Origin of the sequence: Frondihabitans sp. PAMC 28766 (assembly GCF_001577365.1) — a bacterium.
Lineage (GTDB): Bacteria > Actinomycetota > Actinomycetes > Actinomycetales > Microbacteriaceae > Frondihabitans.
In genome coordinates this window covers 62,848-85,476 of record NZ_CP014515.1, presented here as the reverse complement: position 1 = coordinate 85,476, position 22,629 = coordinate 62,848, and the positions used below count along the sequence as shown (strand labels likewise).

Genomic DNA, 22,629 nt, shown 5'->3' with positions numbered 1-22,629 from the left:
CTCTCCGGGATCACCTTCCACCCGGACGCTCTCGGGCGGGGTGAGGGACGTCGGATGTGCAGGGCCTGCTGGGACAGCACTGCTACCGCCGCTCAGCCTGCTGCGGTGGGGTGACGCTGGCCGTCCGCCCGGGGTGCCCCGGGCGGGCGAGGGGCTGGCCCCTCGCGCACCCCCAGAGAGAAGCGTGCGTGGGTCGTCACTGAGCGGCTGACAAGGTCGGTGGGGCCGTGTATTGTCGGTTTTACGACGGGCCGGTTACCGGAACGTTGCCAGCCGAAGACCCCGCACTGCGGGGTCTTCGTTTTTGGCCCTCCGCCTGCCTCCGCCTCCGCCTCCGTTATGGCGTCCAGGTCAGGTTGTGGACTGTGGTCTGCTCCAGGATCCCCGAGAGCCGCCTCACGGTACGGGCTCCTGCCGGGTGCGGTTCGACGACGGTGTTGCGGCGGTGGTGCAGGTACGCGGCCAGGTCAGCGATCTGCAGTCCCGGTGAAAGCCTTGAGGAGGCGAAGTTGATGGGGCTGGATATTCGTGGGAGGGTCGTTGACCGGTATCCGGGTGTTCCGGTGAGTTGATACGCCTCGAACTGTTTCCGGTGTTCTTCCTGGGTCGCGATTTCGTCGGCGATGACGATGACCGGGTCGGTTTCTTGTCGTTGTCCGGCGCGTTGGTCGATGCGTTCGAGGAGGTGCCCGAGGACGACACTGTGCGGTTGGTCGGGGTACCGGTAGCGGGCATTCAGTCGGCCGATGTCGACGCCGCGGAAGATGAACTCCACCCCGGCAGTGCGGGCTGCGCTCAGGGCGGCGGCGTACACGCCTGCGGCTTCACGGTGCTTCCCGCGAAGCGGCGCCCATTCTCCGGCGCCGCCCATGATCTCGTGTCCATGCAGCTCCGCATCAGCCGGGACACCGTGCTCGAGGTGGGTTCTGGACTGGATGTCGGCGACAGCTTTTTCGACGTTGTCCCATGCTTCTTGGGGGGCGATGGCTGCGGCGATGAAGTAGAAGTCGCGATCGTAGGATTCGTCGACGTAGGCCAGGAGCATCCCCCCATCATCCAGCCTTCCGAAGGCTCACCGTCCGCCCTGCCCGACCCGGAGCGGCGAACGCCGTCAGCCCACGGCCGTCGTACGGTTGAGGGGTGTTCCGGTGCGGATCCTTTTTCCTCTTCGACGGGGTCGCACATCAGTGCGCCATGAATGCGCACCCGGGCGGCGACTTCGACCACATCGCCCTCACCAGGACGGGCTCCGGCAAGAAGGAGCAGTGGGGTCTTCTGGTGTGGTCCAGCGACATGGCTTACCCCCGGGGGCCGGTATGACGCGCACGGAGGAGGAACGGTTCTGGGCGTTCGTTGTCAAAGGTCCAGAACCGGATGACTGCTGGTTCTGGACGGGCGCCATTTCCGATGACGGCTACGGCCGGTTCTGGGTCAAACGGGACGGCGCTCAGCAGTCGGTCCGCCCGCAGCGGTACGCGTACGAGCTCGCAACCGGTGAGCCCCTGCTGTCGTCGACCCTGTTGCTGCACTCGTGCGACATCCCGATCTGTGTGCACGCATCGGCGGATCTTGAGTTGTCGCATGTGGCGCCGGGGACGCACAGGGAGAACATGCTCGACCGGTCCCAAAGGGGCCGCTACCGCAACCGGCAGAGTCTGCGGTTGGGGGATCTTCCCCGGCAGGTCCGGGTGCAGCGGTCTCTGGATCTTCGGGCAGTGATCCTCGACCATGGTTGGCAACCCGAACTGATCAGCGCCGCTCTCCTTGGTGTGGAGCTGACCCACCCGCGCCTGTTCTGACCCTCAGCAGGAATCAACGGTCACCGCTACGCCGACATGGTGACGTCGGTGCGTGCGTCGCCTGTTTCGTCGGGACCTTCCGGCGACGGAGCCGGCGTTTCCTGCGACGCCGTCGCTGCGGCCTTTGGGTTGGGGGTGTTCCTTTTCACGTCGCGGGTGGAGATGCCGAGTCGTCCGGCGACCTCGTCGCGCGGTGTACCGAGGTCGAGCATTTTGGCGATCACCGCATCAGACTTTGCTCTCCCCTGGGTGATGAGCTTGTCGGCACGATCTCGTGCTGCCGCGATTTCCTTCGCGACTTTTGCTTCAACGTCGTCGATCGAGTCGGCCACCTCGAAGTAGTCGGTGGCGAGCTGCTCGAGTGTGTCGTGCTTCTCGCGGAACTCTGCAGCTTTCTCGCGTGCCCGCTGCCGGGCCGCGGTCTGCTTAGCGGATTTTCGAACCTCTGCCATGTGAACCCCCTTGATTGATCCAGTTACCAGTATGCCCGGCCGGTCCGTTAGGAATTGGGCCCCGGGCTGATGACACCACGCCAGGAGGACAGGCGACGAACCAGAGGCCGGGCTCGACTGTTGTTGATCGACCGCCGTTCACTCCCACATGCCTCGTTCCTCGACCTGCTCCCGTTCTCTTTCCGGTCTCCCACCACAGCCGCAGTCACTCCCATTCCTGGCCGACCTCCATCCTCATTCTTCGTCAGTCAATTCGTCACACCTCTGGCATTACGAATCAGTGAGGTAGTCTGACGCCGTGATGACCATGCATATCCTCTCCGCGGGAGACGGGTATGCCTACTACACGAGCGAGACGGCGACCGCCGATATTAAGCGCGAACCGGGCCGTGAGCTGGGCGATTACTACACCGCCGAGGGCAACCCTCCCGGTGTGTGGGTCGGTTCCGGCCTTGACGCTCTGGGCGTCAAGGGCACCGTCACCGAGGACCAGATGAAGGCCCTTTTTGGTGAGGGCCTGCACCCAGACGCCGACCGGATCATGGCCGACGCGCAGGCCTCCGGTAAGACCGCGGAGGAGGCGCAGGCCATGGCCAAGCTTGGCCGTGGCTACTACTCCTATGAGCAGGGCGGGGCCGGTCTCAGGGGTGCGATTGACGAGGGCTACGCCCGCTTTGAGCGCACGGAACACCGCGAACCCGACGCCGAGGAACGCCGCGCTATCCGTGTCCGGGAGGGCGCGCAGGCGTTCCATGAGGCGAAGGGCCGGCCCCCTGCCGACAAGGAAGAGCTGGGCCGGTACATTACCGCAGCGTCCCGTCCGACGCAGCAGGCCGTGGCCGGTTTTGACCTGGTGTTCTCCCCAGCCAAAAGTGTGTCAACCCTCTGGGGGTTGGGTGACAACGACACCCGGAAGATCATCGAAGACGCCCACGAGGCCGCTATCGCCGACACCGTGAAGTACCTCGAAGAAGAAGCGATCGCCACCCGCGCCGGCACGAACGGCGTCGCTCAGATCGACATCGAAGGCGGCCTGATTGCTACTCGCTTCCGGCACTACGACTCCCGTACTGGTGACCCGCAGCTCCACGACCACCTGGTCGTGGCGAACAAGGTCAAGGGTGTCGATGGGAAGTGGCGGACGATCGACTCCAAGCTGCTGCACCGCCAGGGTGTCGCCGCGTCTGAGTTCTACAACGCCCGCGTCATGGACCGGGTGACCGAAGGTCTCGGCGTCACCACAGAACTCCGCGAGGTCACCCGCGGCAAGCGTCCGGTCGTGGAAATCGCGGGCGTGGACGACCGCCTGACGACAGGGTTCTCCACCCGGTCGGCGGGGATCAAAGACGCCATGAAGCAGCTCGAAAAGGACTACCGGCGAGACCATGGACGAGCCCCTGACCTGAAGGCCCGGATCGCCCTGGCACAGCAGGCAACCCTCGACACCCGCCCCAAGAAAGAGACCGCGCGCTCCCTGGCGGACCTCCGCACCGCTTGGCGTGAGCGTGCCGTCGAGACGGTCGGTGCCCGTGTGGTCGACAGTGTTCTCCGTGACGCCAGGGCAGCCGCACGAGGCGGCGACTCAGGGGCCGGCACGGTGGAGCAGATCACGATCGAGCAGGCGTCCGCCCGGGTGGTCGAGGCCGTGTCGGAGCATCACGCGGTCTGGGGGCCGCACATGATCGAAGCCGAAACCCGGCGGTTCGTGCAGGCCGAACGGACCCGTGGGAACGTGGTCGAGGGCACGGTGGAGCAGATCACCAAGCACGCTCTCACCACCGACTCGATTGCTGTCACCCCGCCCGCCCCGCACGGCGCTTTTCAGCCCCTCACCCGGAAAGACGGGGTGAGTATCTACGAGCACAAGGGGACGCAGCTCCTCACCTCGAGGACCGTGCTCGCCGCGGAAGACACCCTCCTTGACGCCGCCCGGGACCGGACCGTTCGGCCCGTCAGCCGGGAGACGTTCGATCGGATCGCAGAGGCCGAAGGCACACACCTCGATGCCGGGCAGCGCGCTTTGGCGGGCGAGTTCGCGACGTCCAGCAGTCGCCTCGTCGTCGGTACCGGTCCTGCGGGTACCGGGAAGACCACCGCCCTGCAGGTCGCAGCCCGCGCGATCGAGGCCGAGGGTGGCCGGATGATCGGTCTGGCCCCGTCCGCGGCCGCAGCGGAAGTCATGGCCGACGCTATCGGCGTGAAGGCAAACACCATCCACTCCTTCACCCACGGCAAAGGCAGCCTCACCGAACTCCTCCACCAGGACGGTCCTGTCGAGGGTGTCGACCTGACACCGGGAGATGTGGTCGTGGTGGATGAGGCCGGCATGGCCGGCACGACCAACCTTGCGAAGGTGACCCGGATCGCGGAACGCCACGGCGCACACGTGCGACTCATCGGTGACGACAAGCAGCTCTCCGCGGTGGAGGCCGGCGGGGCGCTTCGCCTCCTCGAGCACGAGGTCGGATCGGTGAAGCTCGAAGTACTGCACCGGTTCACCAACCGGGAGGAAGCGGAAGCCACCAAGCTCCTCCGCGACCCCACCGGGACCGGCGACCCGTTCGCCTGGTACGTCGACAACGGCCGCGTCACGGGCGGGAACGTCGACCGGATGACAGCCGACGTCTTCTCCGGCTGGCAGCACGACACCGAGGCCGGGTTGCAGTCCGTCATGGTCGCGAAAACCAACGCCACCGTGTCAGAGCTCAACGGCCGCGCGCAAGCGCTCCGCATGTCCCAGGGCCTCGTCCGAGGCACCGAATCCGCACCGCTGCACGACGGCCTCTCGGCCTACCGTGGCGACACGATCGTGACCCGGCAGAACGACGCGCAACTCAAGACGGGCGGTGGCCGGGACCGGGTGAAGAACAACGACGTCTGGACCGTGGACAAAGCCCACCAGGACGGGTCCCTGTCTGTTGCCAACGTCAAGAGCGGGGCGAAGATCACCCTGCCCCGTGAGTACGTGGCGAAGTCCGTCGAGCTGGGCTACGCCTCAACCCTCCACCGCACCCAGGGCTTGACCGCCGACACCGCACACGTGCTCGCCGACGCGTCGACGTCGCGCGAGCTGGCCTACGTGGGGCTCACCCGGGGCCGGCACGAAAACCACTTGTATGTCGAGACCGAAGAGGCGCAGCCGGTCTCCGAGGTGCTTGCGTCGATCGCCCGCACGTCCGACGCCACGGTGTCGGCCACCGAGACGATCCGGAACGAGCACGCCCGCGTTGACAACCTCGTGACCTTGATCGACCAGTACGGCGACGTCACCGAACGCGCTGACGCGCTGAGGTTTGCGAAGGTGGCCGATCAGGCTCTTGGCCACGACACAGCCGTGACGCTCCGCGGGCACGAGAGTTGGGGAGCTGTCGAGGCAGCTCTCCGCCACGCGGAGGCACAGGGTGTCGACCCGGCCGACGCCCTCTACTGGTCGTGGACGGAACGCGACATGGACGGGGCCGAAGACCGGCCGGCCGTTCTTTCTGGGGGCGTTTGAGAATTCGGCGCCTCGAGTACGGTAAGGCTCATTCTGGCCTGGAATTACCGTACTTCTGGCTCCATTTTATGGCGACGATGAAGGCCGGGCTGCCCTCCATAGGGTCGTCTTTCTAGAAAACGACCATTTCCGGGAGAGAGGGCTGACCATTCGTTGTGCCCCCGGAAACATGCGGATATGAGACTCTCGAAAGTGGTTCTCGTGAGAGGTTTCTCGTGTCCCCGTCGCGGACGGAATCCGGAACTCGTCCGCCGGAGGACCTAAACGTACTCTGAGCTCCGAATTCTCTAGCGACCCCCCGATACCCCGCAACGCACCCTGTTGCCGAAGGGTCGTTGCCGTGTCCAGGCCGCGCCATTTCCCCTCCGCGAACACGCGAGCGTTCCACTGCAAATGCAGGTGCCTGTGCGGGTCCCCAGCCCGCGACGTCCGGTGACTGATCACGGCCGCCTCCAACCGCTCCACCGGCACCAAACGCTGCCCACCCAACGGGCCAACACGGGTCCTCGAATGACGCCCCATGTACGCGGTCATCTCGTCCGCCGCATCACGTTGCGCGGCGTCCAGCGCGACCGACACGGCCGGGTTCAACGCAGCCGCGATCGACAACGTTTTGTCACTGTTGACTGTCATCTCCACGAACCGCGGCGACGACGCCGAACCCACCACCACCCCCGATACCGGGTCCACAATTTTGCGTTCCCGCGGGGTCCCGTGCGCCTCCCCGGTGACAGGGTCACGCCAGTCCGCCCACGCCTCATACCCCTCCCCATCAAGCACCCCCGACACAAGCACGTGACCGTCCCCGGAGACCACCACACGGTCAGCCAACCCCGCACCCTCAGCAAGGTAGTAGTCATCCGCGCGGGCATGATCCTGCTCCAGATAAGCACGAGCAGCAGCACCGCCACCGGCCCGGAAAAACGTCACCCCACCACGCACCACACCACCCCGAAACCTGAACCGGCAGCCGCGGCGAAGACGCGGCCTATGCCAATAGCATACGTGCATTAAACACTGACGCCCTTGAGGTTGGTACGCTCGACCAGTTGCGCGTACGAAAGCGGCGGGGAGTGGCGTGAGCAAGTCGTCGGATCAGAGTGTTCGGCAGGGCGCTGCCGCGATCGGACTGGAGCGGGAGGTAGCGGCTGCGGAGGATGGCCTGGAGCCTGCCGAAAGCAGCCACGAAGCCGACCCTAAGGTCACGGACATGGACCGGTTACGGACGACGATCGTGGACGACAAGAGCCGGCACGGGGTGTGGTTACGGTTGGCTCAGTACGGTCCGTTGCCGAAGCGGATCGCGTTAGGGATCGCGTCGTCGTGGCGACGCTCGAAGCCGCACCTTTTCGGTGGCGACCGCCACTTTATGGCCCGCATCATCCCTATCGTGAGAGACGATTCCAGCCACCAAATTATGACCGTGCGGAGTGAGACGATGTATGCCGTCGAAGTCTCCTACCCGCACTCGACCGACTGGAGCGAACCGTCCATCTCGGCGCCGGAATAGGAACGCAGACCGCGGAACTTCGACCGGTATTCGTGCGAACAATGCGAGTTCCTGGAGGCGGCCAGGACTGTCATTTGTGTCCACGAAAGAGCGTCCATGAGTACGGCAGCTCACGACCAACCACGACCAGGAATTAGGTCGCTGAGACGAGGCCGCGTAGACCGTGAGTTGCGCTTCGGGTGGCGGTGTTTAGAACAGGCGAGGGTGGGTAAGTTCCACCCCGAGCAGTGCGGCGCTGATCAGTTCCGGCTGCCACCCATGTGTAAGGATGACGGCCCGGAGATCGAGGGAACGTTGCACGCGCACCTGCCTGGGTAGGTCGCCGAGGCGGAGGGTGGCGCGGTTGCGGTAGCGGCCGCGTTGGGACCGGTCGAGCACGTTCTGCCGGTGCGTTCCCGGCGCCACATGCGACACGTCCAAATCGCCGTCGGCGTGGACACAGATGGGGATGTCACACGAGTGCAGCAGCAACGTCGACGACGGTAATGCCTCCCCGGTCAGAAGCTCCCATGCATACCGTTGCGGGCGGACCGCCTGCTGCCCGCCATCCCGTTTAATCCAGAACCGGCCGTACCCGTCGTCGGAGATGGCGCCGGTCCAGAACCAGCAGTCATCCGGTTCCGGGCCCTTCACCACGAACGACCAAAACCGTTCCAGCTCTGTCTTGCTCACGCTGCCACTCGGCAGTCGTCGGGAGCCTCGAATACCGGCTCGGTGATCGTGTTCACGCGTCAGCGATCTGGATCAAGAACGTGTCCCATACGGCGGAGGCGGCCTCAGCGGTGGACGCGGTCCCAAGCCACACCCGCATCATCGGGACCCCTTCCAGCTTCAGTTCCACCCACACCGTGAACACGTCCCCGTGAGTGTCCGCACTGCGGGTGATGCTGGGGGCAGCGGTCACGATGTGGTCCGGGTTGATCCACAACCGCGAATCCCCCGGGGAGCCGTCTTTGTCGTGAAGAGGCAAAAGGCGCGGCATGGGGTGACCCTACGACAGCGCACCCGCCCCACCCTGGCGCGCCCGGCCGAGTCCACTAACTTGCCTGTGGGGAGACTGCGCGCCGGTCAGCGTGTCAGGGCCGAGCTGGCCAGGAAAACCATCCCAGCCGGGACAACCTCGTCGTCACCGATGGTGGTGTCCATCAGAGTGCCGGTGCCGGCCCAGCGGAGCAGGTGTCGGGTCTGGCGGGCATGGTGGAACAGGAACCCAGGGTCAGCCCCGGAACGCAGCTCCCACCCGACGACACTGACCAACGTGTCAAGCTCCACGAACCGGTCAGAACCCAGGCCAATCCGGCCGCGACAAGGAGCAACCCGAGGGCACCGATGTCTTTGACCGCGGCGGGTTTTTCCACCGGTAACCGTGACGCGACATGCACCCACAACGAAACCGGGTCGCGGGATCCCACGGTGGCCGTGCTCACGTCGTAAGCGACGCGGCGACCATCGGGCTAGACCACGCTACGGGGCATGGCCGCTCGTCAATGGTCAGCGCTCAAGAGACGAGCGCTCGTCCGTTTCTCTGGCTGCCTTCTTCGTCCTCACAGGACGCGCAAATGCTGGAAGCGTCAAGCCACCTCGACCAATACTTACAAGTATGATCGGTTTTGAGTGATCAAACTGGTAATTTGGGGGCTATGAGCCTCACCATGACGGACGGCATGAGCCTCCTCGACGACCTGGGCCTGACCGCCGCTTACCCTTCTCCAGGACTGCTCAACGTCGTTTCGGGCAAGCAGACTTGGCACCTACGCCCCTTCGTCATGGGCGCCCCGCCGACGCCCAGCCGAGTCGCGCGCGACCTCAAAAGCATCGAGCCCCCGAGCGCGTGGAACGGTGTGCTCTACATCGTCGACCACCTCAGCCCATCCCTTACCACCCGAGCCCTCTCGGACCCACTTGTGGCCGTCATCGCCGTGAGGGAACGCAAGGCCATTGTCGGCGGAGAAGAGAAGCGCAACACGGGGTCAGGCATCCCGGTCAGCCCGGCCAGAACGGGCGGCCGTGTGCCGTGGGGGCGGATGGCCGTTGGCCGGGTTCTCCTCCGAACGGCCAAGCCCCGCACGCAAACCGTCCTCGCAAACGAGGCAGGCGTGACACAGCAGGTCGTCCACCAGTCCCTCCGAAGCCTTTCCCGCTTTGGTGTCGACGACGACCACAGGCCCGCGACCGTGACCCATCCGGAGCGGCTGTGGGACTACCTAGTCAATGACTACCCGGGGGGACGTGGCCTCCGGCGACCCTGGACGGCCGTGGCCGAATTGCGCGAGCAGGTCGAGCGCGCCCAGAGGGTCGCAGGGGACACGGAAACGCTCCTGTCCGGGGATTCAGCCGCCGATGAGATCGCGCCCTGGCGCCGGAGCCGCCTGGCCGTGCTCTACGCGGCCAGCGACCTCGACCTGTCAGCCCGGTTCGCCCCGGCAGACCCCGGCGTGGCCCCGACCCTCGAAGTCGTGGTGCCCGACGACCCCACAATCTTCGCCACGGCCGCCGCCTGGGCCGATGGTCCGAGCCGACTCACGGACCCGATCATCACCGCGTGGGAGGTGTCCCGCTCACCCGGCCCAGATGCCCGAGATGCGGTGGAGCGCCTCAGGGAGCGCGTGCTATCTCGCTGGGGTGTTGCGTGATCCGGCGCTCGTGCATCATCCCGAGCGTCTCGATCGCCGACGACATGGCGTTCGAGTCCCTTGCTGATGTCGTCCGCGCCACCGAGGGGCTCCCTGAGGTGCGGATCGTCGGCGGTCACATGGCAGGGCTCTTGCTCGCAGCTTTCCCAGTAGGCGACCTCGTGCCGCGCCGAACGAATGACGCCGACGCAGGAATCAGCACCGAGGTTGCCGGGACCCAGGTGGTTCACGACCGCCTAATCGCGAACGACTACGAGCCCGAGGGCGGGAATCGGCTGGTCAAAGGGGACCGGGCGATCGACCTTCTCGTCCCCAGTCTCGACGGGCACTTCCATCCCCTCACGGTGGGCGGGCGTGCCTACGACGCGACGCCGGGCCTTGCCTTGGCGCTCACGGGCGAGCCGATCGTCATCGACGTCACGGTCGCCTACCTCGACGAACACGAGGATCGCTTCGACGTCCCCGTACCCTCGGTGGAGGCCGCCGTCATCCTGAAAGCCAGCGCCACCACGTCCAGGTCCGCCGCGAAAGACATCACGGACCTGTTCCACCTGCTCTCGATCCGGAACGACTTCGGGGACACGGAAACCGGTGGGTGGCAGCTCGACCAGACGCCGCTGATCGGCAGCCGACGCGACGCCGCGCGCACCTTGCACCTCATCGCCGACCGTGCGCGCAAGAGCCCGCTGTTTACCGAGGCCGAGGTGCCGCCAGCGGCTTTCACAGCATTGGTCCGTGAGTACGTCACGGCGCCGTAGACACCCTCGCGTTCTTCCATCCCCGACCCACCGCCCTTCCACCAGAAACCAAAGCTCCTACCGATCGGAGTCAACTAAACCGACAGCAGTCCCCGACGTTTCTCAATGGCCCCTCGCCGGCCACCTCGTGCCTGTTACGACGCGTGTCGATGTTCGCGATTGAGTGCACAAGCGGCCCTGAGTTTCCGCGGTTTGTGAACGCTTTGGCGGACATTCACCTGTCCGCCAATCTCTTCACAAGCCGGTGACGTGCTTCGAAGAGTGGCCCGACGAGGCGTGGGACGGCAGGAGGGCGTCGTACGCTGCGACGGAGGGCAGTGGGCGGTTATCGGCGGGCAGGGTCTCAAGCACCGCGTCGAGCTCGTTCTCACCTGCACTGAGAGCGGAGTCCTCGCTGCGGAGGTAAGCGTAGACGGTCGCCCGGCTGATACCGAAGGCCTGGGCTAGAGCAGTCTTGGACTCCCCGCCATTGGCCCGTCGACGGAGCTCGGCCGCCTTCACCTGGCTCAGTGCCGGCAGTCGTCCCCGGTAGACCTTTCGCTGTTTCGCCAGGGCGATGCCTTCCCGCTGTCGCTCACCGATGAGTGAGCGCTCGAACTCAGCGAAGGCCCCCATCACGTGGAGAAGAAACGTGGAGGCGGCATTGTCATCGCCAGTGAAGGTCAGGGCCTCTTTGACGAACTCCACCCGGACACCCTTCCGAGTGAGCCGGCTGACGATCTGTTTGAGGTCATCAAGGTTCCGGGCCAGGCGGTCCATGGAGTGCACGAGCACGGTGTCGCCGTCGCGGACAAACCCGATTAGGTCTTCCAGCTCGGGCCGGTTCCTCTGGTCCTTGCCCGATGCCTTCTCGGTGTAGGTCTTATCGACGGGAATCCCGTCGAGCTGGCGGACCGTGTTCTGGTCCAGTGTGCTCACTCGCACGTATCCGACTCGTTGCCCGCTCACGATGGCCCTCCATGCCACCTGTGTCCAGTTAGGTTCTAAGAGGTGGCATGAATCAGTGTCTAACAATCCGAAACGGACCCTAGTTAGACACGCTGGGTGTGTGGAGTTGATCGCTAAATGGCGGCGTTCTGTGATCGCTTCATGGCGGGGCCGTTCATTCGGCGCTGCGGCGCAGCTCCCGGTAAATGGTTGTCCTCGACACCTGAAAGAGGTCCGCCAGCTCTGCCTGCCTGTGCTCGCCGGCGTCGTGAAGCTTCCGGAGGTGCTTCTGCTGTGCCTTGGTGAGCTTGGGCTGCTTGCCCTTCAGGCGGCCATTCGCTTTCGCGACGGCCATCCCTTCCCTGGTCCGCATCCGGATCAGATCGGCTTCGAACTCGGCCACCATCCCGAGGACGTTGAACAGCAACCGGCCCACCGGGTCGGTCGGGTCATAGGTGCTGCCACCAAGACTGAGGACGACACCCTTCTCGGTCAGCTCGTCGGCAATATCGCGAGCGTCGGGTAAAGACCTCGCGAGCCGGTCAAGTTTTGTGACGACAAGAGTGTCCCCGGCGCGGGTCGCCGCCATCGCCTCCCGGAGACCCGGCCTTGCCCGGTTCGTCCCGGTGAGGCCGTGATCGACGAAAATCTGCTTCTCACCGACGCCGAGTGCGAGGAGGCCGTTTCGTTGGGCGGTGAGGTCTTGGTCGTTGGTCGAGACTCGGGCGTACCCGATCTTCATTCCCGTCATGAAACTATTGTTGCAGTTATCCCCCCGTCACCGTGCATTTCATCGTACGGGTCATACGTACATGGGTCCGCCCAGTATTTCCGCGGAGTCCGGAATCGAGCTCGGCGGGAGCGGTGGTCGTCCGGCTTGCGCCCATCGGGTGAGCGCGTCAAGGAGGACATGACGCGGGCGCGTCGGATAGGGCCCTATCGTGTGGGGATGCGTCACCTCCTGCGGCTCGATGACTGGACGAAGGTCGAGCTGCGCGATGTATTTCGGCTGGCCGACAAGTACGCGGCAGGCAACGGGCCCCGTGTGGACGGGTGCGCGGCGCTGTTCTTTCCTTCGTCGAGTCTCCGCACGCGCGTGTCGTTCGAGCGAGGCGCGGCGCTCATGGGATTGCAACCGATCACGTTCCCGCCAGAGACCCTCGACAAGCCCGAAGCGCTCGACGACGTCGCCGGCTACTTGGCTTCGTGGGTCGACGTCCTCGTAGTCAGACACCCCAAGCTCCAAGTCTTGGAAGGGCTCGCCTCATCGGATGCTCTTCCGGTCGTCAATGCGATGACGTCAGAGAACCATCCCTGCGAAGTTCTCTCGGACCTTTACGCGATCTCCCGCACCCGCGACCCACTTCACCTCCGATTTCTGTTCGTCGGGGCGAACGGCAACATCGCCAGAGCGTGGGCAGAAGCAGCCCGAGCCTTTGACCTCGACCTGATCCAGTGCTGCCCCGTGGAGCTGGCGACACCGGGGGTCCAGTGGACCGATGACCTCAATCAGGCCGTGGCAGCCGCGGACGTCATCCTCACGGACGCACCGGGTAACCACGCAGCTGAACTTGCACCATTCACAATCAATGCCGCTCTCTTGCACCGCGCACCGGTGGGCGTGCAGCTCGCCCCGTGCCCACCGTTCCAAGGGGGCCGGGAGGTGTCGGCCGATGCCGTCGCGAGTTCCGCGTTCGTGGGGTACGGCTTCAAAAAAGCACTGCTGCCAGTTCAGCAAGCGGTTCTCGCCCTGACGCTGGGGTCTGCCCAGAGTTTGGTTGACACTGGGGGTGGGTGGTTTCTAGGCCGCGTGTGCGGCTGAGTAGATTGTCTCAAACTCGACCGGGGTGAGCTTCCCGAGGGCTCGTTGCCGGCGGCGGCGGTTGTACTTCTTCTCGATCCAGACGACCATCGCGAGGCGCAGTTCCTCGCGGGTGTTCCACCGGCGGGTGTTCAGAACGTTCTTCTGGAGCAGGGAAAAGAAGGACTCCATCGCGGCGTTGTCACTCGAGGACGCGACCCGGCCCATCGAGCCACGCAGGTCGTTGTTCTTAAGGAGCCGGACGACTTTCTTCGAACGAAATTGGCTTCCCCTGTCGGAATGGACGATCGTGCCGGCCGGGGCGCGGAGGGTGATCGCGTTCCGAAGAGCCGCGGCGGCGAGTTCCGATTTCATGCGGGTATCGATGGAGTAGCCGACGATCTTGTTCGACCAGCAGTCCTTGACCGCACAGAGGTAGAGCTTTCCGTTACCGGTCCAATGCTCGGTGATGTCCGTCAACCAGACCTGATCCGGTCCCGTAGCAACAGTGCTGAAGTCGTGGGTGACTCGCCCGTTGTCGTGGACGACGCCGAGGAGGTCGTCGTGAACCGCGGGACCTGGTTTGTTGCCTTTGCCGCGCCGTCGGTGGTGGGAGGCCTGCAGGCCACCGATGGCCGCCAGGCGCGACACCCGGTTCTCCGACGCAGTCGAGCCCTGGTCGGCGAGCTCGTCGCTCAGGAACCGATACCCCAGCGTCGGGTCGTCGGCATGGATCTCCCGCAGCACATCGATCAGATGCGCATCATCCCAGTCCCTGCGGGACACGGGGTCCCGCAACCACTTGTAATACCCCTGGGTTGATCGGCCCAGGACCCTGCACGCCACCGCGACCGGCACCCTGATTGGGGCGCCGGTCGCAGCCATCTCGCGGACGAGCGGGAAGACTATTTTCCCGGCAGGTTCGCCTGCGACAAATACGCTGCCGCCCGCCGGAGCACCTCGTTCTCCTGCTCGAGCAGCCGGATTCTCTTTCGCGCCTCCCGCAGCTCGGACTGATCGGCTGCGGTGACGCCGGGGCGGTTGCCGTCCTCGACGTCAGCTTTGTGTATCCAGCCATGCAGGGAGCCTTCGGAGATCCCGAAGTCTTTTGCGATCTGCTTCAACGGTGACTGGCTCTTCCGGGCCACGGCCACGACATCGTCGCGGAACTCTTTCGGGTATGCCTTTGCCATGATGGACATCCTTCCAGCGAGAACGAATCCTCACAGGTCAGGCGACAACCAAACCCTGGGCAGACCCCTGCCATTAGCTCAAATCAGGTTGACGGCGTCTCGTTCCCGGTCAGCAGCGTCCTAGAGAACTACTCCAAGCTGCCTGTCAAGGCGACCCTTCTCCTCGACCAGAGCACTTCGGGCGACGCAGTCCTCGCCGGCAAAGGGGTCACCTCACTGAAATCTTTGCAAGGCAAAAGCGTGGCTTTCGAGGACGGGACCACGTCACAACTACTGCTCTCTGCCGCTCTGAGCAAGGACGGTATGTCTTTCTCCGACATCAAATCCGTCCCGACCCCAGCTGACCAGGCTGCGGGAGTGCTGGTCTCGGGAAGGTCGACGGCCGCCGTGACGTATCAGCCGTACATCAGTACGGCCGTCGCGGGCGGAACCGTCCACAGTCTCGTGACTGCGGCGGAATTTCCTGGCCTCATCTCCGACGCCCTGTACCTCCAGAATTCATACCTGAAAGCCCACCCAGCAGTCGCGGCCGCCCTCGCTACCGCATGGAACAAGTCGATCACTTTCTACAAAGCTCATCCCACTCAAGCGAAAGCGATCATCGCCAAGGCTCTGGGCGCAAGCGTCTCCTCTCTCAGTACCGCGTTCAAAGGCGCGAAGTTCTACACCCTGGCGGACAACGCGAGCGAGCTCAACGGCTCATTCAAAACCACGACGCTGCCACTGATCCAGAAGGCAATGATTTCCGCCGGAATGATGAAAACGAAGGTGGACCTGAGTGACTCGATCAATGCGACCGGTGTCGACAAGGCAGCAGGAAAGTAAGCGATGAAAGACCTTGAGGGAAACGCATGACGGCCGGCTACAACGGCCGACGCCTGAGCCCGCCGCTTACGCGCATCGACGGCTCGATACCCCGAACTCAGGGGATCAGCCTGAGCCTGCTCGGCTTTGCAATAGTGATCGCAATTTGGGTCATCGCCACGACAACCCATGTTGTGTCCCCGCTTTACCTGCCAGCAATCCCGGACGTCATCTCAGCCCTCATCACCCAGGCGCAGACAGGTGATTTGTGGAGCGACATCGGCATCTCGGTCTCTCGCATCCTTGTTGCATTTGCTATTGCAGCGGTGATGGCCATCCCAACAGGTCTCGTTGCAGCGAGGGTACGACTGGCAGACGCCCTCGTCACCCCGCTCGTTGAGTTCAGCCGGTACCTCCCGGTGGCGGCGTTCCTTCCCCTGACGATCATCTGGGCGGGCACCGGGGAAGCACAGAAATACGTCGTCATTTGGATTGGCACGTTTTTCGCCCTGGTCCTCATGATCATCGACGACATACGTCGGGTTCCACCCGAATTCATCGACTTTGGAAGAACGCTCGGTATGTCCGAAAGTCGCATCCTCTGGAAGATCGTGTTGCGCGGCGCCATGCCCAACATCGTCGACTCACTCAGGATCGCATTCGGTTGGTGCTGGACGTGGCTTATTCTCGCCGAACTCGTCGCGGCAACGTCAGGAATTGGCTATCGAATAACCCTGGGCCAGCGCTACCTGGAGACGAACTTGATCTTCGCCTACATCCTCGTGCTTGGCGTTCTCGGTCTTCTTAGCGACCAACTCTTCCGAGTTCTTCACCGCATCGCGTTCCGTTACCTCCGCAAAGGCGGCCTATGAAGCTCGAAATTGACAACGTGAGTATGCGCTATCGAACTCGTCGGAAAGACGTGCTCGCGCTGAAGAACACCACTTTTGGCGTGAAAGAGAATGAATTTGTCTCCCTGGTCGGCGTCTCAGGATGCGGCAAGAGCACGTTGCTGAACCTAATTGCCGGCCTGCAGGCGCCGACCGGGGGCGAGATACGCCTCGACGATTCCGTGGTGCGGGGCCCAGGCGTTGACCGCGGTGTCGTCTTCCAGTCTTACTCGCTGCTGCCTTGGCTCACCGCTGGCCAGAACATCGAATTTGCTCTCAAAGAAGCGCGCGACCCCGACCGTGACCGGAAGGCACGCGCCCGCGAACTGCTCGACACTGTGGGGCTTGGCGATTTTGTGGACGCGCACCCCGCCCAGCTCTCCGGTGGCATGCGGCAACGCGTTGCCATCGCCCGGGTGATGGCGTACCGGCCCCGGGTGATGCTCATGGACGAACCCTTCGGTGCGCTCGACGCTCTGACCCGCACCCTCATGCAGGAACTGCTGATGCGGGTCTGGGAGGAGCACAAACTCACCGTCGTGTTCGTCACTCACGACATCTCCGAGGCCGTGTTCCTATCCGACCGGGTCGTCGTGATGTCAAGCCGCGCCGAAGGAGGACTCCACGACATAGCGATCGACCTGCCACGTGGTCGCTCAGCAGCCACGCCTGATGATCCTCGATTCGCAGAGCTCTCTGGACGCATTCTCGATCTGGTACGCGAAGAAGCGCGCACTGTCAACCATTTCTAGGTCCCCCCATTTTCCCTAAGGCTCCACCAATGGCTGCCTGCACTACGAACGGATCAACCATGGCTACACCCTCAGCACCCGGCTGGCGACTCGCCGTCGACGTCGGCGGCACATTCATTGATTACATCCTCCTAGAGGAAGCAACTGGCCGCGTCACAGTTGAGAAGCAACCCGCCACAGCCACTTCACTAGCGGAGGAATTCGCCACGGGTGTCAAACGCCTCCCCGTGGGCCTACCAGAAATTGACATGCTTATCCACGGTACGACGGTCGCCCTTAACACGCTGGTCCAAGAACGTGGGGCTCGAACAGGCCTCCTCACTACCCACGGATTCCGGGATGTCCTCGAACTCGGGCGCGGAGGACGACCTGAGCTCTACAACCTGCGCTACCTCGCCGCGGAACCGCTGGTGCCTCGCTACCTGCGCCGAGAGTTGCATGAACGGGTCCTCGCTGACGGCACCATCCGAACGCCGTTGGACTTGGACGAAGTGAGACGTGAAGTCGAGATCCTCCTCAGTCACGGCGTTGAAGCAATCGCTGTCGTGCTGCTTCACAGCTACCGTTCTCCCGGCCACGAGAACACAATCGCTGAGCTGGTGCGTGCCGAATACCCCGGCATTTCGGTTAGCGTCTCCAGCGAGCTCATTCGAGAATGGCGCGAATACGAACGCACGTCGACGACCGTAATTAACGCCTTTACCCAGCCCGCATTTGAGGCGTACGCATCCCAAATAGACAAGCGCACACGCCAAGAGGGGCTCGCTAACCCCATCGCCTTTATGCGCTCTAACGGCGGAGTTATCCCCATCGCCGATGCGCAGATCAGACCCGTCGAAACTCTCGGTTCCGGGCCTGCGGGTGGCGTCGTTGGCGCCCGCCAGCTCATGCAGGCTTCCGGCTACCCCAACGTTGTCTGCGCCGACGTGGGCGGCACGACTTATGACGTGGCCCTCATCACTGACGGTGAAATCGTGGAGCGCGCCGATACCATCATCGAAAAACGTCCCATCATGGGGCAAGTCATTGACATCATCTCCGTCGGAGCCGGCGGCGGTTCCATTGCCCGACTCGACAAAATGACCGGAAGCCTGCAGGTCGGACCCGAAAGTGCCGGCGCCTTCCCGGGCCCCGCCTGCTTCGACCGCGGCGGCAAGGTACCCACCGTCACCGACGCCCAAGTTGTCCTCGGTCTCCTTGACCCAGACAACTTCCTCGGCGGTCGCATGAAACTCCGCGCCGACCTTGCCACCGAGGTCATCGACCGAGAACTCGGCCCCAATCACAGCGTCACGGAAAGCGCCGCAGGCATCCTCGCCGTCGCCCAAGCGAACATGGCGAACGCCATCAGGCAAATCACGACCCAACGGGGCCTTGACCCTCGCGAATTCGCGATGCTCTCCTATGGCGGCGGTGGCGGCCTTTTCGCTGCCGGCGTCAGCGAAGAACTCGGAATCACCACAGTTATCGTGCCCCAAGCCGCCGCTGGCTTCTCCGCCTGGGGCATGCTGAATGCTGATTATCGCGACGACGCCTCGATGACCGCCCGCACGGAACTGGCACCATCTCACGTCCCGGCCATCCGCGATGAGCTTGAACAACTGCGGTCACAAACAGCCGCAACCTTGAGAGCATATGGATTCGCGGATGACGTCCTTCGACCCGGCTACTCGCTCGAGGTGCGGTATCTCGGTCAAGAGCACACAATCGACACTCCCGTCCGAGCCGAGTGGTTGCCACTTGACGACTATGCCTTGGTTGAAAAGATCAAGCAAAATTTCGTCTCGCGACACCGCCAGCGTTTTGGTCACGGCGACGAATCCGCATCAATGGAAGTCGTCGTCCTTCGGTGCCGCAACGTGGCCCCGGTCTTGCGTCCGATGGTGGCCGCGACCTATAGAAAAAGCCTCCTTGTGACCAGGGGAAATCGGCGGGTCTGGTTCCCGGCAACTGGATGGGATGACGTCGTCCCTGTCTATAATCGTGACGATTTCGGCCCTCAGGATGTAGTCATCGGTCCTGCCATCGTTGACGAATGGACAACCACTGTCATCGTTCCTCCCGCGTGGACGGCGCGAATCGACGCCCTTGGCAACATCATCCTCGAGTTCCGAAAGAGCAACTAACATGCCCAAAACCATCGACATCGTCAAAGCAGAAATCACTCGTAATGCCCTGGGATCCGCCGCTGAAGAGATGCACGATACCCTCGTGCGGAGCGCCTATAACCCTCTCATCTTTGACGTCAAGGACTTCGGCGTCGCTATCACGTCCGCTGAGGGCCAACTCTGGGCCGAAGCGCCGGGCCTACCGGTCTTCCTAGGAACGCTGCCCGCAACGGTTCGCAGCCTCAAGGAAAAATGGGGTGAGGAGCTCGGGTCTGCTGCACGTTTAGGTGACAGGTTGTAGTCACGCAGCCGGGACGGCTGGCGTGTTCATGATTGTCTCGTATTCGACCGGGGTCAACCGGCCCAGGGACGCCTGTCGGCGGCGTCGGTGGTAGGTCCGCTCGATCCAGTTCACGATCGCGATGCGGAGTTGCTCGCGGGTGGTCCAGGAGTGTCGGTTGAGGACGTTTTTCTGCAGCAGACTGAAGAAGGATTCCATCGCGGCATTGTCGCCGCAGGACGCCACCCTCCCCATCGATCCGACCAGGCCGTGGCCGGTCAAAGCGCGGACGAACTTCTTGCTCCGAAATTGAGATCCTCGGTCGCTGTGTACGACACAGCCGGCCACGTTTCCCCGCATCGCGACCGCGTTGTTTAGGGCGTTCACGGCCAGGCGGGACTTCATCCGTGAGTCGATGGAGTAGCCGACGATCTTGTTCGCGAACACGTCTTTGATGGCGCAGAGATAGAGCTTGCCCTCGGCGGTTTTGTGTTCCGTGATGTCGGTCAACCAGAGCTGGTTGGGCCTGTCGGCGGTGAACTCGTGCCGGACGCGGCCGTTCTCATCGGTGACGGTGCAGTGATCGTCGTGGACCGCGGGACCTGGCCGTTTGCCGTTCCTGGCCCGCTTTTTCCCGAAGGCACTCCACCAGGAGTTGTCTCGGCAGATCCTCCACGCCGTCCGGTCCGACATCGCTTGCCCGTGGCTTCGGGCTTCGTCGGCGAGGAGACGGTGACCGAATTCGGGGTCGTCACGGTGCGCGTCGAACAACGCGTCCGCACGATACGCCCCGGCCACGTCCCTTGCCGTCACCGGGTCAGCCAGCCACCGGTAGTAGGGCTGGCGAGAGAGCTTTAAGACCCGACACGTCACCGTCACAGGGATCCCTGCTCCGGTGAGCTCCGTCACGAGCGGGTAGAACCTTTTCCCGGCAGGTTCGCCTGCGACAGATACGCTGCCGCCCGCCGCAGCACCTCGTTCTCCTGCTCGAGGAGACGGATCCGTTTCCGCGCCTCCCGCAAATCTGCCTGCTCAGAGCGCGACTGACCAGGCTTCACCCCCTCGTTAACGTCACCTCGACGCAGCCAGGTTTGCAAGGTCATCGGGTGGACTCCGAAGTCTTTCGCGATCTGCTCGATCGTCACTCCGGGCTCGCGGTTCTTCGCAACGCGCACGACGTCGTCACGGAACTCAACAGGATAGGGCTTAGGCACGGGAACATCCTTCCAGGCCCACCCCATGGGCAAGCCAGATCAGATGTCACCTAACCGTGCAGCAGACCCCTCCGCGACGGAGACATCCTAATTTGCAACGACCCATACCTGACGGGTACCCACCTTTCCGATGTCGCCATCTCGTTACCCGTGTTCTACGAAGATGAAATCGTTGCCTACACCACGACAATGGCGCACTGGGCGGACATTGGCAGTGCAAGCCCTGGCGGCTGGTCGACCGCATCTACCGAGGTTTACCAAGAGGGCATGAGGTTTGCCAACCAGCGGATCTTCCTGGCTGGTGATCCCAACCGTGACCTGCTCGACTTCATCGCGATGAACGTTCGGGTGCCCGAGACCGTTCTCGGAGACCTCTACGCCCAGGTGGCAACCTGCCGCACGGGCGCCGACAGAGTCAGAGCCCTCTGCAAGCGCTATGGAACCGAGGTCGTCACCGACCTGATGGATTACGTCATCACGAACACCGAAGCCGCATTGCGTGAAGAAATTAGCAAGCTGCCCGATGGAACATATTCCTCCCGAGTCGAGATGGACTTCGACGGCGTCGACCGGGATTACACACCGGTGATCGACACCCAAGTCACCATTGCCGGAAACCGAATCACTGTTTCCTTTGACGGCACCACCCGTCAGGCCACCGGTCCTATCAACATTGGCCGGCCCGCAGTGCTCAGCTCAGTCGCCACTGCACTCAAGGGCATCCTCGATCCCCTCGGCCGGACTAATGACGCCCACATGAACATCGGCGAAATCACCTGGCCCGACCATCCCACAATGATCTCCCCCGTCGAGCCCGCGCCCTGTGACTCATACGGCTACGCCAACGTGATCATCACCGAATCCGTCGCCTACGCACTCGGCGAGCTGACCGCAGACCGCGGACGAGCCGGCAGTTACCAAATGTGGGCTGAATACATTCTCTGCACGAACGCACCCGCCGAAGACCGTTTCGTCATGGCGGAGCCCGTTCAGGGCGGCCACGGCGGCTTCCCTGGCCACGACGGCGGCACGCTGGTCTACATGGGTGACGGAGATACCTGGAACACCCCAGTCGAGGTGATGGAGTCGAGATATCCGATCATCGTGGAGCAATTCGCTCTCAACCCCGGCTCGGCGGGCGCCGGCGAATTCCGAGGCGGTATGGGCGTCCGACGAGACTTCCGCATTCTTCAGGCCAACAGCATGATCAAGACGGCTCTCGAGAACACAAAGGACATCCTCTCCCGAGGCGTTGCCGGTGGTGGCAACGGGATCGCTAATCATGGCGAACTTCTCTTTCCCGACGGCACCTCAGAAATCCACAACGAGCGCGTGGGAGATTACCCTGTACCGGTTGGAGCCATCATGGCGGTGCGTACGGGTGGTGGCGGTGGATACGGCAAGCCCTTTGACCGCGAACCAGCTCGCGTGCTCGCCGATGTAAGAGACGAACTATTAACGGCCGACCAAGCTGAAAGCGTTTACGGAGTCGTCCTGACTGCCGGCGCGCTGGTGGATGAATGGCACGAAGACCAGCCGGCCACGGCCCTACGTCGGGCCGCCACCGCATCATGACGACCCTGCTCCTCTGGTCCGGTCAGGGGCAATGTGCGCGTCCCCGGTTATCACTCCCCGCTTCGCCGTGTTCAGACGCCAGTGTTGCTTAGGAAACAGCGTCCCGGGGCTGATACGGAGAATGCCTCAGACCGCCTTATCTCCACGGCTGCCTGGCTCAGGGTTGCACTGCCTAGGGTGGCGGGCCGTCGGTTTCCGTCGCTGACGAAGCCTGCCACCCTCCGCCACCAGGGAATCCTCGACGATGGCGAATTTGAAATTCTGAAAGCCCAACTACTCGCCGGCGGCTACAACTGAGTTGACGAGTCAGACATCGCGGAGGGCTGCTTCCACGTCGCCGACTTGCTTCGCCATCTGCCGGATCCAGGGATCCGGGGCTTCCCCTAGTCGAGGACGGGGTCTTGGTAGTAAAGGTACAGAATTGAACGCTAGGCCGA

Annotated in this window: 20 protein-coding genes and 1 pseudogene; 12 read left to right on the top strand and 9 right to left on the bottom strand. The window is 63.5% G+C overall.

Features of this window, described 5'->3' with window-relative positions; all coding sequences use genetic code 11:
* Positions 1 to 337: 337 nt before the first annotated feature.
* Positions 338 to 1,045: a DUF3800 domain-containing protein gene (locus AX769_RS22200; RefSeq protein WP_066284612.1), complete on the bottom strand. Its 708-nt coding sequence runs from the start codon at positions 1,043 to 1,045 to the stop codon at positions 338 to 340.
* A 271-nt stretch (positions 1,046 to 1,316) separates the two neighbouring features.
* Between AX769_RS22200 and AX769_RS22190 the strand changes: the two genes are divergently transcribed.
* Entirely contained in the window at positions 1,317 to 1,799 is a 483-nt protein-coding gene (locus AX769_RS22190; protein WP_066284608.1) for a hypothetical protein, read from the top strand.
* A 26-nt stretch (positions 1,800 to 1,825) separates the two neighbouring features.
* Here AX769_RS22190 and AX769_RS22185 read toward each other — a convergent pair whose 3' ends face one another.
* Positions 1,826 to 2,251, bottom strand: coding sequence for a hypothetical protein (locus AX769_RS22185; RefSeq protein WP_066284607.1), 426 nt, complete (start codon positions 2,249 to 2,251; stop codon positions 1,826 to 1,828).
* Positions 2,252 to 2,552: 301 nt separating this feature from the next.
* Here AX769_RS22185 and mobF point away from each other — a divergent pair, with 301 nt between their 5' ends.
* A complete protein-coding gene (gene mobF / locus AX769_RS22180) occupies positions 2,553 to 5,747 on the top strand; it encodes a MobF family relaxase (protein ID WP_066284605.1) in 3,195 nt (1,064 codons plus the stop codon).
* A 66-nt stretch (positions 5,748 to 5,813) separates the two neighbouring features.
* On the opposite strand, the gene AX769_RS26175 is transcribed toward mobF, so the two are convergent.
* Positions 5,814 to 6,758 carry a relaxase domain-containing protein gene (locus AX769_RS26175; protein ID WP_082764191.1) on the bottom strand — a complete coding sequence of 315 codons (945 nt, stop codon included), beginning with the start codon at positions 6,756 to 6,758 and terminating at the stop codon, positions 5,814 to 5,816.
* Between the two features lie 67 nt (positions 6,759 to 6,825).
* On the opposite strand from AX769_RS26175, the gene AX769_RS22170 reads away from it, so the two are divergent.
* Positions 6,826 to 7,257, top strand: coding sequence for a hypothetical protein (locus AX769_RS22170; RefSeq protein ID WP_066284603.1), 432 nt, complete (start codon positions 6,826 to 6,828; stop codon positions 7,255 to 7,257).
* 189 nt (positions 7,258 to 7,446) lie between these two features.
* Here AX769_RS22170 and AX769_RS22165 read toward each other — a convergent pair whose 3' ends face one another.
* Both AX769_RS22165 and AX769_RS22160 read right to left on the bottom strand, forming a co-directional pair.
* Complete coding sequence (locus tag AX769_RS22165) at positions 7,447 to 7,929, bottom strand: hypothetical protein (protein ID WP_066284601.1); 483 nt, start codon at positions 7,927 to 7,929, stop codon at positions 7,447 to 7,449.
* A gap of 52 nt (positions 7,930 to 7,981) precedes the next feature.
* On the bottom strand, positions 7,982 to 8,239 hold the full coding sequence (locus AX769_RS22160) for a hypothetical protein (RefSeq protein WP_066284600.1): 258 nt from the start codon (positions 8,237 to 8,239) through the stop codon (positions 7,982 to 7,984).
* A 658-nt stretch (positions 8,240 to 8,897) separates the two neighbouring features.
* Here AX769_RS22160 and AX769_RS22150 point away from each other — a divergent pair.
* Complete coding sequence (locus tag AX769_RS22150; protein WP_066284597.1) at positions 8,898 to 9,890, top strand: hypothetical protein; 993 nt, start codon at positions 8,898 to 8,900, stop codon at positions 9,888 to 9,890.
* A gap of 44 nt (positions 9,891 to 9,934) precedes the next feature.
* Positions 9,935 to 10,648 carry a hypothetical protein gene (locus AX769_RS22145; protein ID WP_157887896.1) on the top strand — a complete coding sequence of 238 codons (714 nt, stop codon included), beginning with the start codon at positions 9,935 to 9,937 and terminating at the stop codon, positions 10,646 to 10,648.
* Positions 10,649 to 11,035: 387 nt separating this feature from the next.
* On the opposite strand, the pseudogene AX769_RS22140 reads toward AX769_RS22145, so the two are convergent.
* Positions 11,036 to 11,596: pseudogene (locus AX769_RS22140) on the bottom strand (recombinase family protein); the annotation flags it as partial.
* Positions 11,597 to 11,750: 154 nt separating this feature from the next.
* Positions 11,751 to 12,317, bottom strand: coding sequence for a recombinase family protein (locus AX769_RS22135; RefSeq protein WP_066284595.1), 567 nt, complete (start codon positions 12,315 to 12,317; stop codon positions 11,751 to 11,753).
* 207 nt (positions 12,318 to 12,524) lie between these two features.
* On the opposite strand from AX769_RS22135, the gene AX769_RS22130 reads away from it, so the two are divergent.
* Positions 12,525 to 13,397 (top strand): ornithine carbamoyltransferase, encoded by an 873-nt coding sequence (locus tag AX769_RS22130; RefSeq protein WP_066284594.1) that lies wholly within the window; start codon positions 12,525 to 12,527, stop codon positions 13,395 to 13,397.
* On the opposite strand, the gene AX769_RS22125 is transcribed toward AX769_RS22130, so the two are convergent.
* A protein-coding gene (locus AX769_RS22125) for an IS3 family transposase (protein ID WP_157887893.1) occupies positions 13,377 to 14,569 on the bottom strand; the annotation gives its coding sequence in 2 pieces (ribosomal slippage) (positions 13,377 to 14,288 and positions 14,291 to 14,569; 1,191 coding nt in all). The genes AX769_RS22130 and AX769_RS22125 overlap by 21 nt on opposite strands.
* On the opposite strand from AX769_RS22125, the gene AX769_RS23430 reads away from it, so the two are divergent.
* Genes AX769_RS23430 through AX769_RS22090 form a run of 5 tightly spaced genes read left to right on the top strand, consistent with a single transcriptional unit; the run spans position 14,507 to position 19,424 of the window.
* Positions 14,507 to 15,394, top strand: coding sequence for an ABC transporter substrate-binding protein (locus tag AX769_RS23430; protein ID WP_082764190.1), 888 nt, complete (start codon positions 14,507 to 14,509; stop codon positions 15,392 to 15,394). The two genes, AX769_RS22125 and AX769_RS23430, sit on opposite strands and share 63 nt — an antisense overlap.
* A gap of 26 nt (positions 15,395 to 15,420) precedes the next feature.
* Positions 15,421 to 16,245 (top strand): ABC transporter permease, encoded by an 825-nt coding sequence (locus AX769_RS22110; protein ID WP_066284590.1) that lies wholly within the window; start codon positions 15,421 to 15,423, stop codon positions 16,243 to 16,245.
* Positions 16,242 to 17,015: an ABC transporter ATP-binding protein gene (locus AX769_RS22105; protein WP_066284588.1), complete on the top strand. Its 774-nt coding sequence runs from the start codon at positions 16,242 to 16,244 to the stop codon at positions 17,013 to 17,015. The genes AX769_RS22110 and AX769_RS22105 overlap by 4 nt, the downstream gene beginning before the upstream one ends.
* Before the next feature lie 59 nt (positions 17,016 to 17,074).
* Positions 17,075 to 19,141: a hydantoinase/oxoprolinase family protein gene (locus tag AX769_RS22095; protein ID WP_162269032.1), complete on the top strand. Its 2,067-nt coding sequence runs from the start codon at positions 17,075 to 17,077 to the stop codon at positions 19,139 to 19,141.
* Position 19,142: 1 nt separating this feature from the next.
* Positions 19,143 to 19,424, top strand: a complete 282-nt coding sequence (locus AX769_RS22090) for a hydantoinase B/oxoprolinase family protein (protein WP_066284584.1) — start codon at positions 19,143 to 19,145, stop codon at positions 19,422 to 19,424.
* Here AX769_RS22090 and AX769_RS22085 read toward each other — a convergent pair.
* Positions 19,425 to 20,617, bottom strand: a protein-coding gene (locus AX769_RS22085) for an IS3 family transposase (protein ID WP_157887892.1) whose coding sequence is annotated in 2 segments (ribosomal slippage) — positions 19,425 to 20,330 and positions 20,333 to 20,617 — 1,191 coding nt in all. Because the reading frame shifts where the segments join, the coding sequence is not laid out codon by codon here.
* A gap of 84 nt (positions 20,618 to 20,701) precedes the next feature.
* On the opposite strand from AX769_RS22085, the gene AX769_RS22075 reads away from it, so the two are divergent.
* Positions 20,702 to 22,192 (top strand): hydantoinase B/oxoprolinase family protein, encoded by a 1,491-nt coding sequence (locus AX769_RS22075; protein WP_082764188.1) that lies wholly within the window; start codon positions 20,702 to 20,704, stop codon positions 22,190 to 22,192.
* Positions 22,193 to 22,629: the final 437 nt, after the last annotated feature.

Bases quoted from the DNA above. Each gene is read 5' to 3' on its own strand.
- AX769_RS22200 (WP_066284612.1), bottom strand. From the start codon at position 1,045: ATGCTCCTGGCCTACGTCGACGAATCCTACGATCGCGACTTCTACTTC.
- AX769_RS22190 (WP_066284608.1), top strand. From the start codon at position 1,317: ATGACGCGCACGGAGGAGGAACGGTTCTGGGCGTTCGTTGTCAAAGGT.
- AX769_RS22185 (WP_066284607.1), bottom strand. From the start codon at position 2,251: ATGGCAGAGGTTCGAAAATCCGCTAAGCAGACCGCGGCCCGGCAGCGG.
- mobF (WP_066284605.1), top strand. From the start codon at position 2,553: ATGACCATGCATATCCTCTCCGCGGGAGACGGGTATGCCTACTACACG.
- AX769_RS26175 (WP_082764191.1), bottom strand. From the start codon at position 6,758: ATGCACGTATGCTATTGGCATAGGCCGCGTCTTCGCCGCGGCTGCCGG.
- AX769_RS22160 (WP_066284600.1), bottom strand. From the start codon at position 8,239: ATGCCGCGCCTTTTGCCTCTTCACGACAAAGACGGCTCCCCGGGGGAT.
- AX769_RS22150 (WP_066284597.1), top strand. From the start codon at position 8,898: ATGAGCCTCACCATGACGGACGGCATGAGCCTCCTCGACGACCTGGGC.
- AX769_RS22145 (WP_157887896.1), top strand. From the start codon at position 9,935: ATGGCGTTCGAGTCCCTTGCTGATGTCGTCCGCGCCACCGAGGGGCTC.
- AX769_RS22135 (WP_066284595.1), bottom strand. From the start codon at position 12,317: ATGAAGATCGGGTACGCCCGAGTCTCGACCAACGACCAAGACCTCACC.
- AX769_RS22130 (WP_066284594.1), top strand. From the start codon at position 12,525: ATGCGTCACCTCCTGCGGCTCGATGACTGGACGAAGGTCGAGCTGCGC.
- AX769_RS22110 (WP_066284590.1), top strand. From the start codon at position 15,421: ATGACGGCCGGCTACAACGGCCGACGCCTGAGCCCGCCGCTTACGCGC.
- AX769_RS22105 (WP_066284588.1), top strand. From the start codon at position 16,242: ATGAAGCTCGAAATTGACAACGTGAGTATGCGCTATCGAACTCGTCGG.
- AX769_RS22095 (WP_162269032.1), top strand. From the start codon at position 17,075: ATGGCTACACCCTCAGCACCCGGCTGGCGACTCGCCGTCGACGTCGGC.
- AX769_RS22090 (WP_066284584.1), top strand. From the start codon at position 19,143: ATGCCCAAAACCATCGACATCGTCAAAGCAGAAATCACTCGTAATGCC.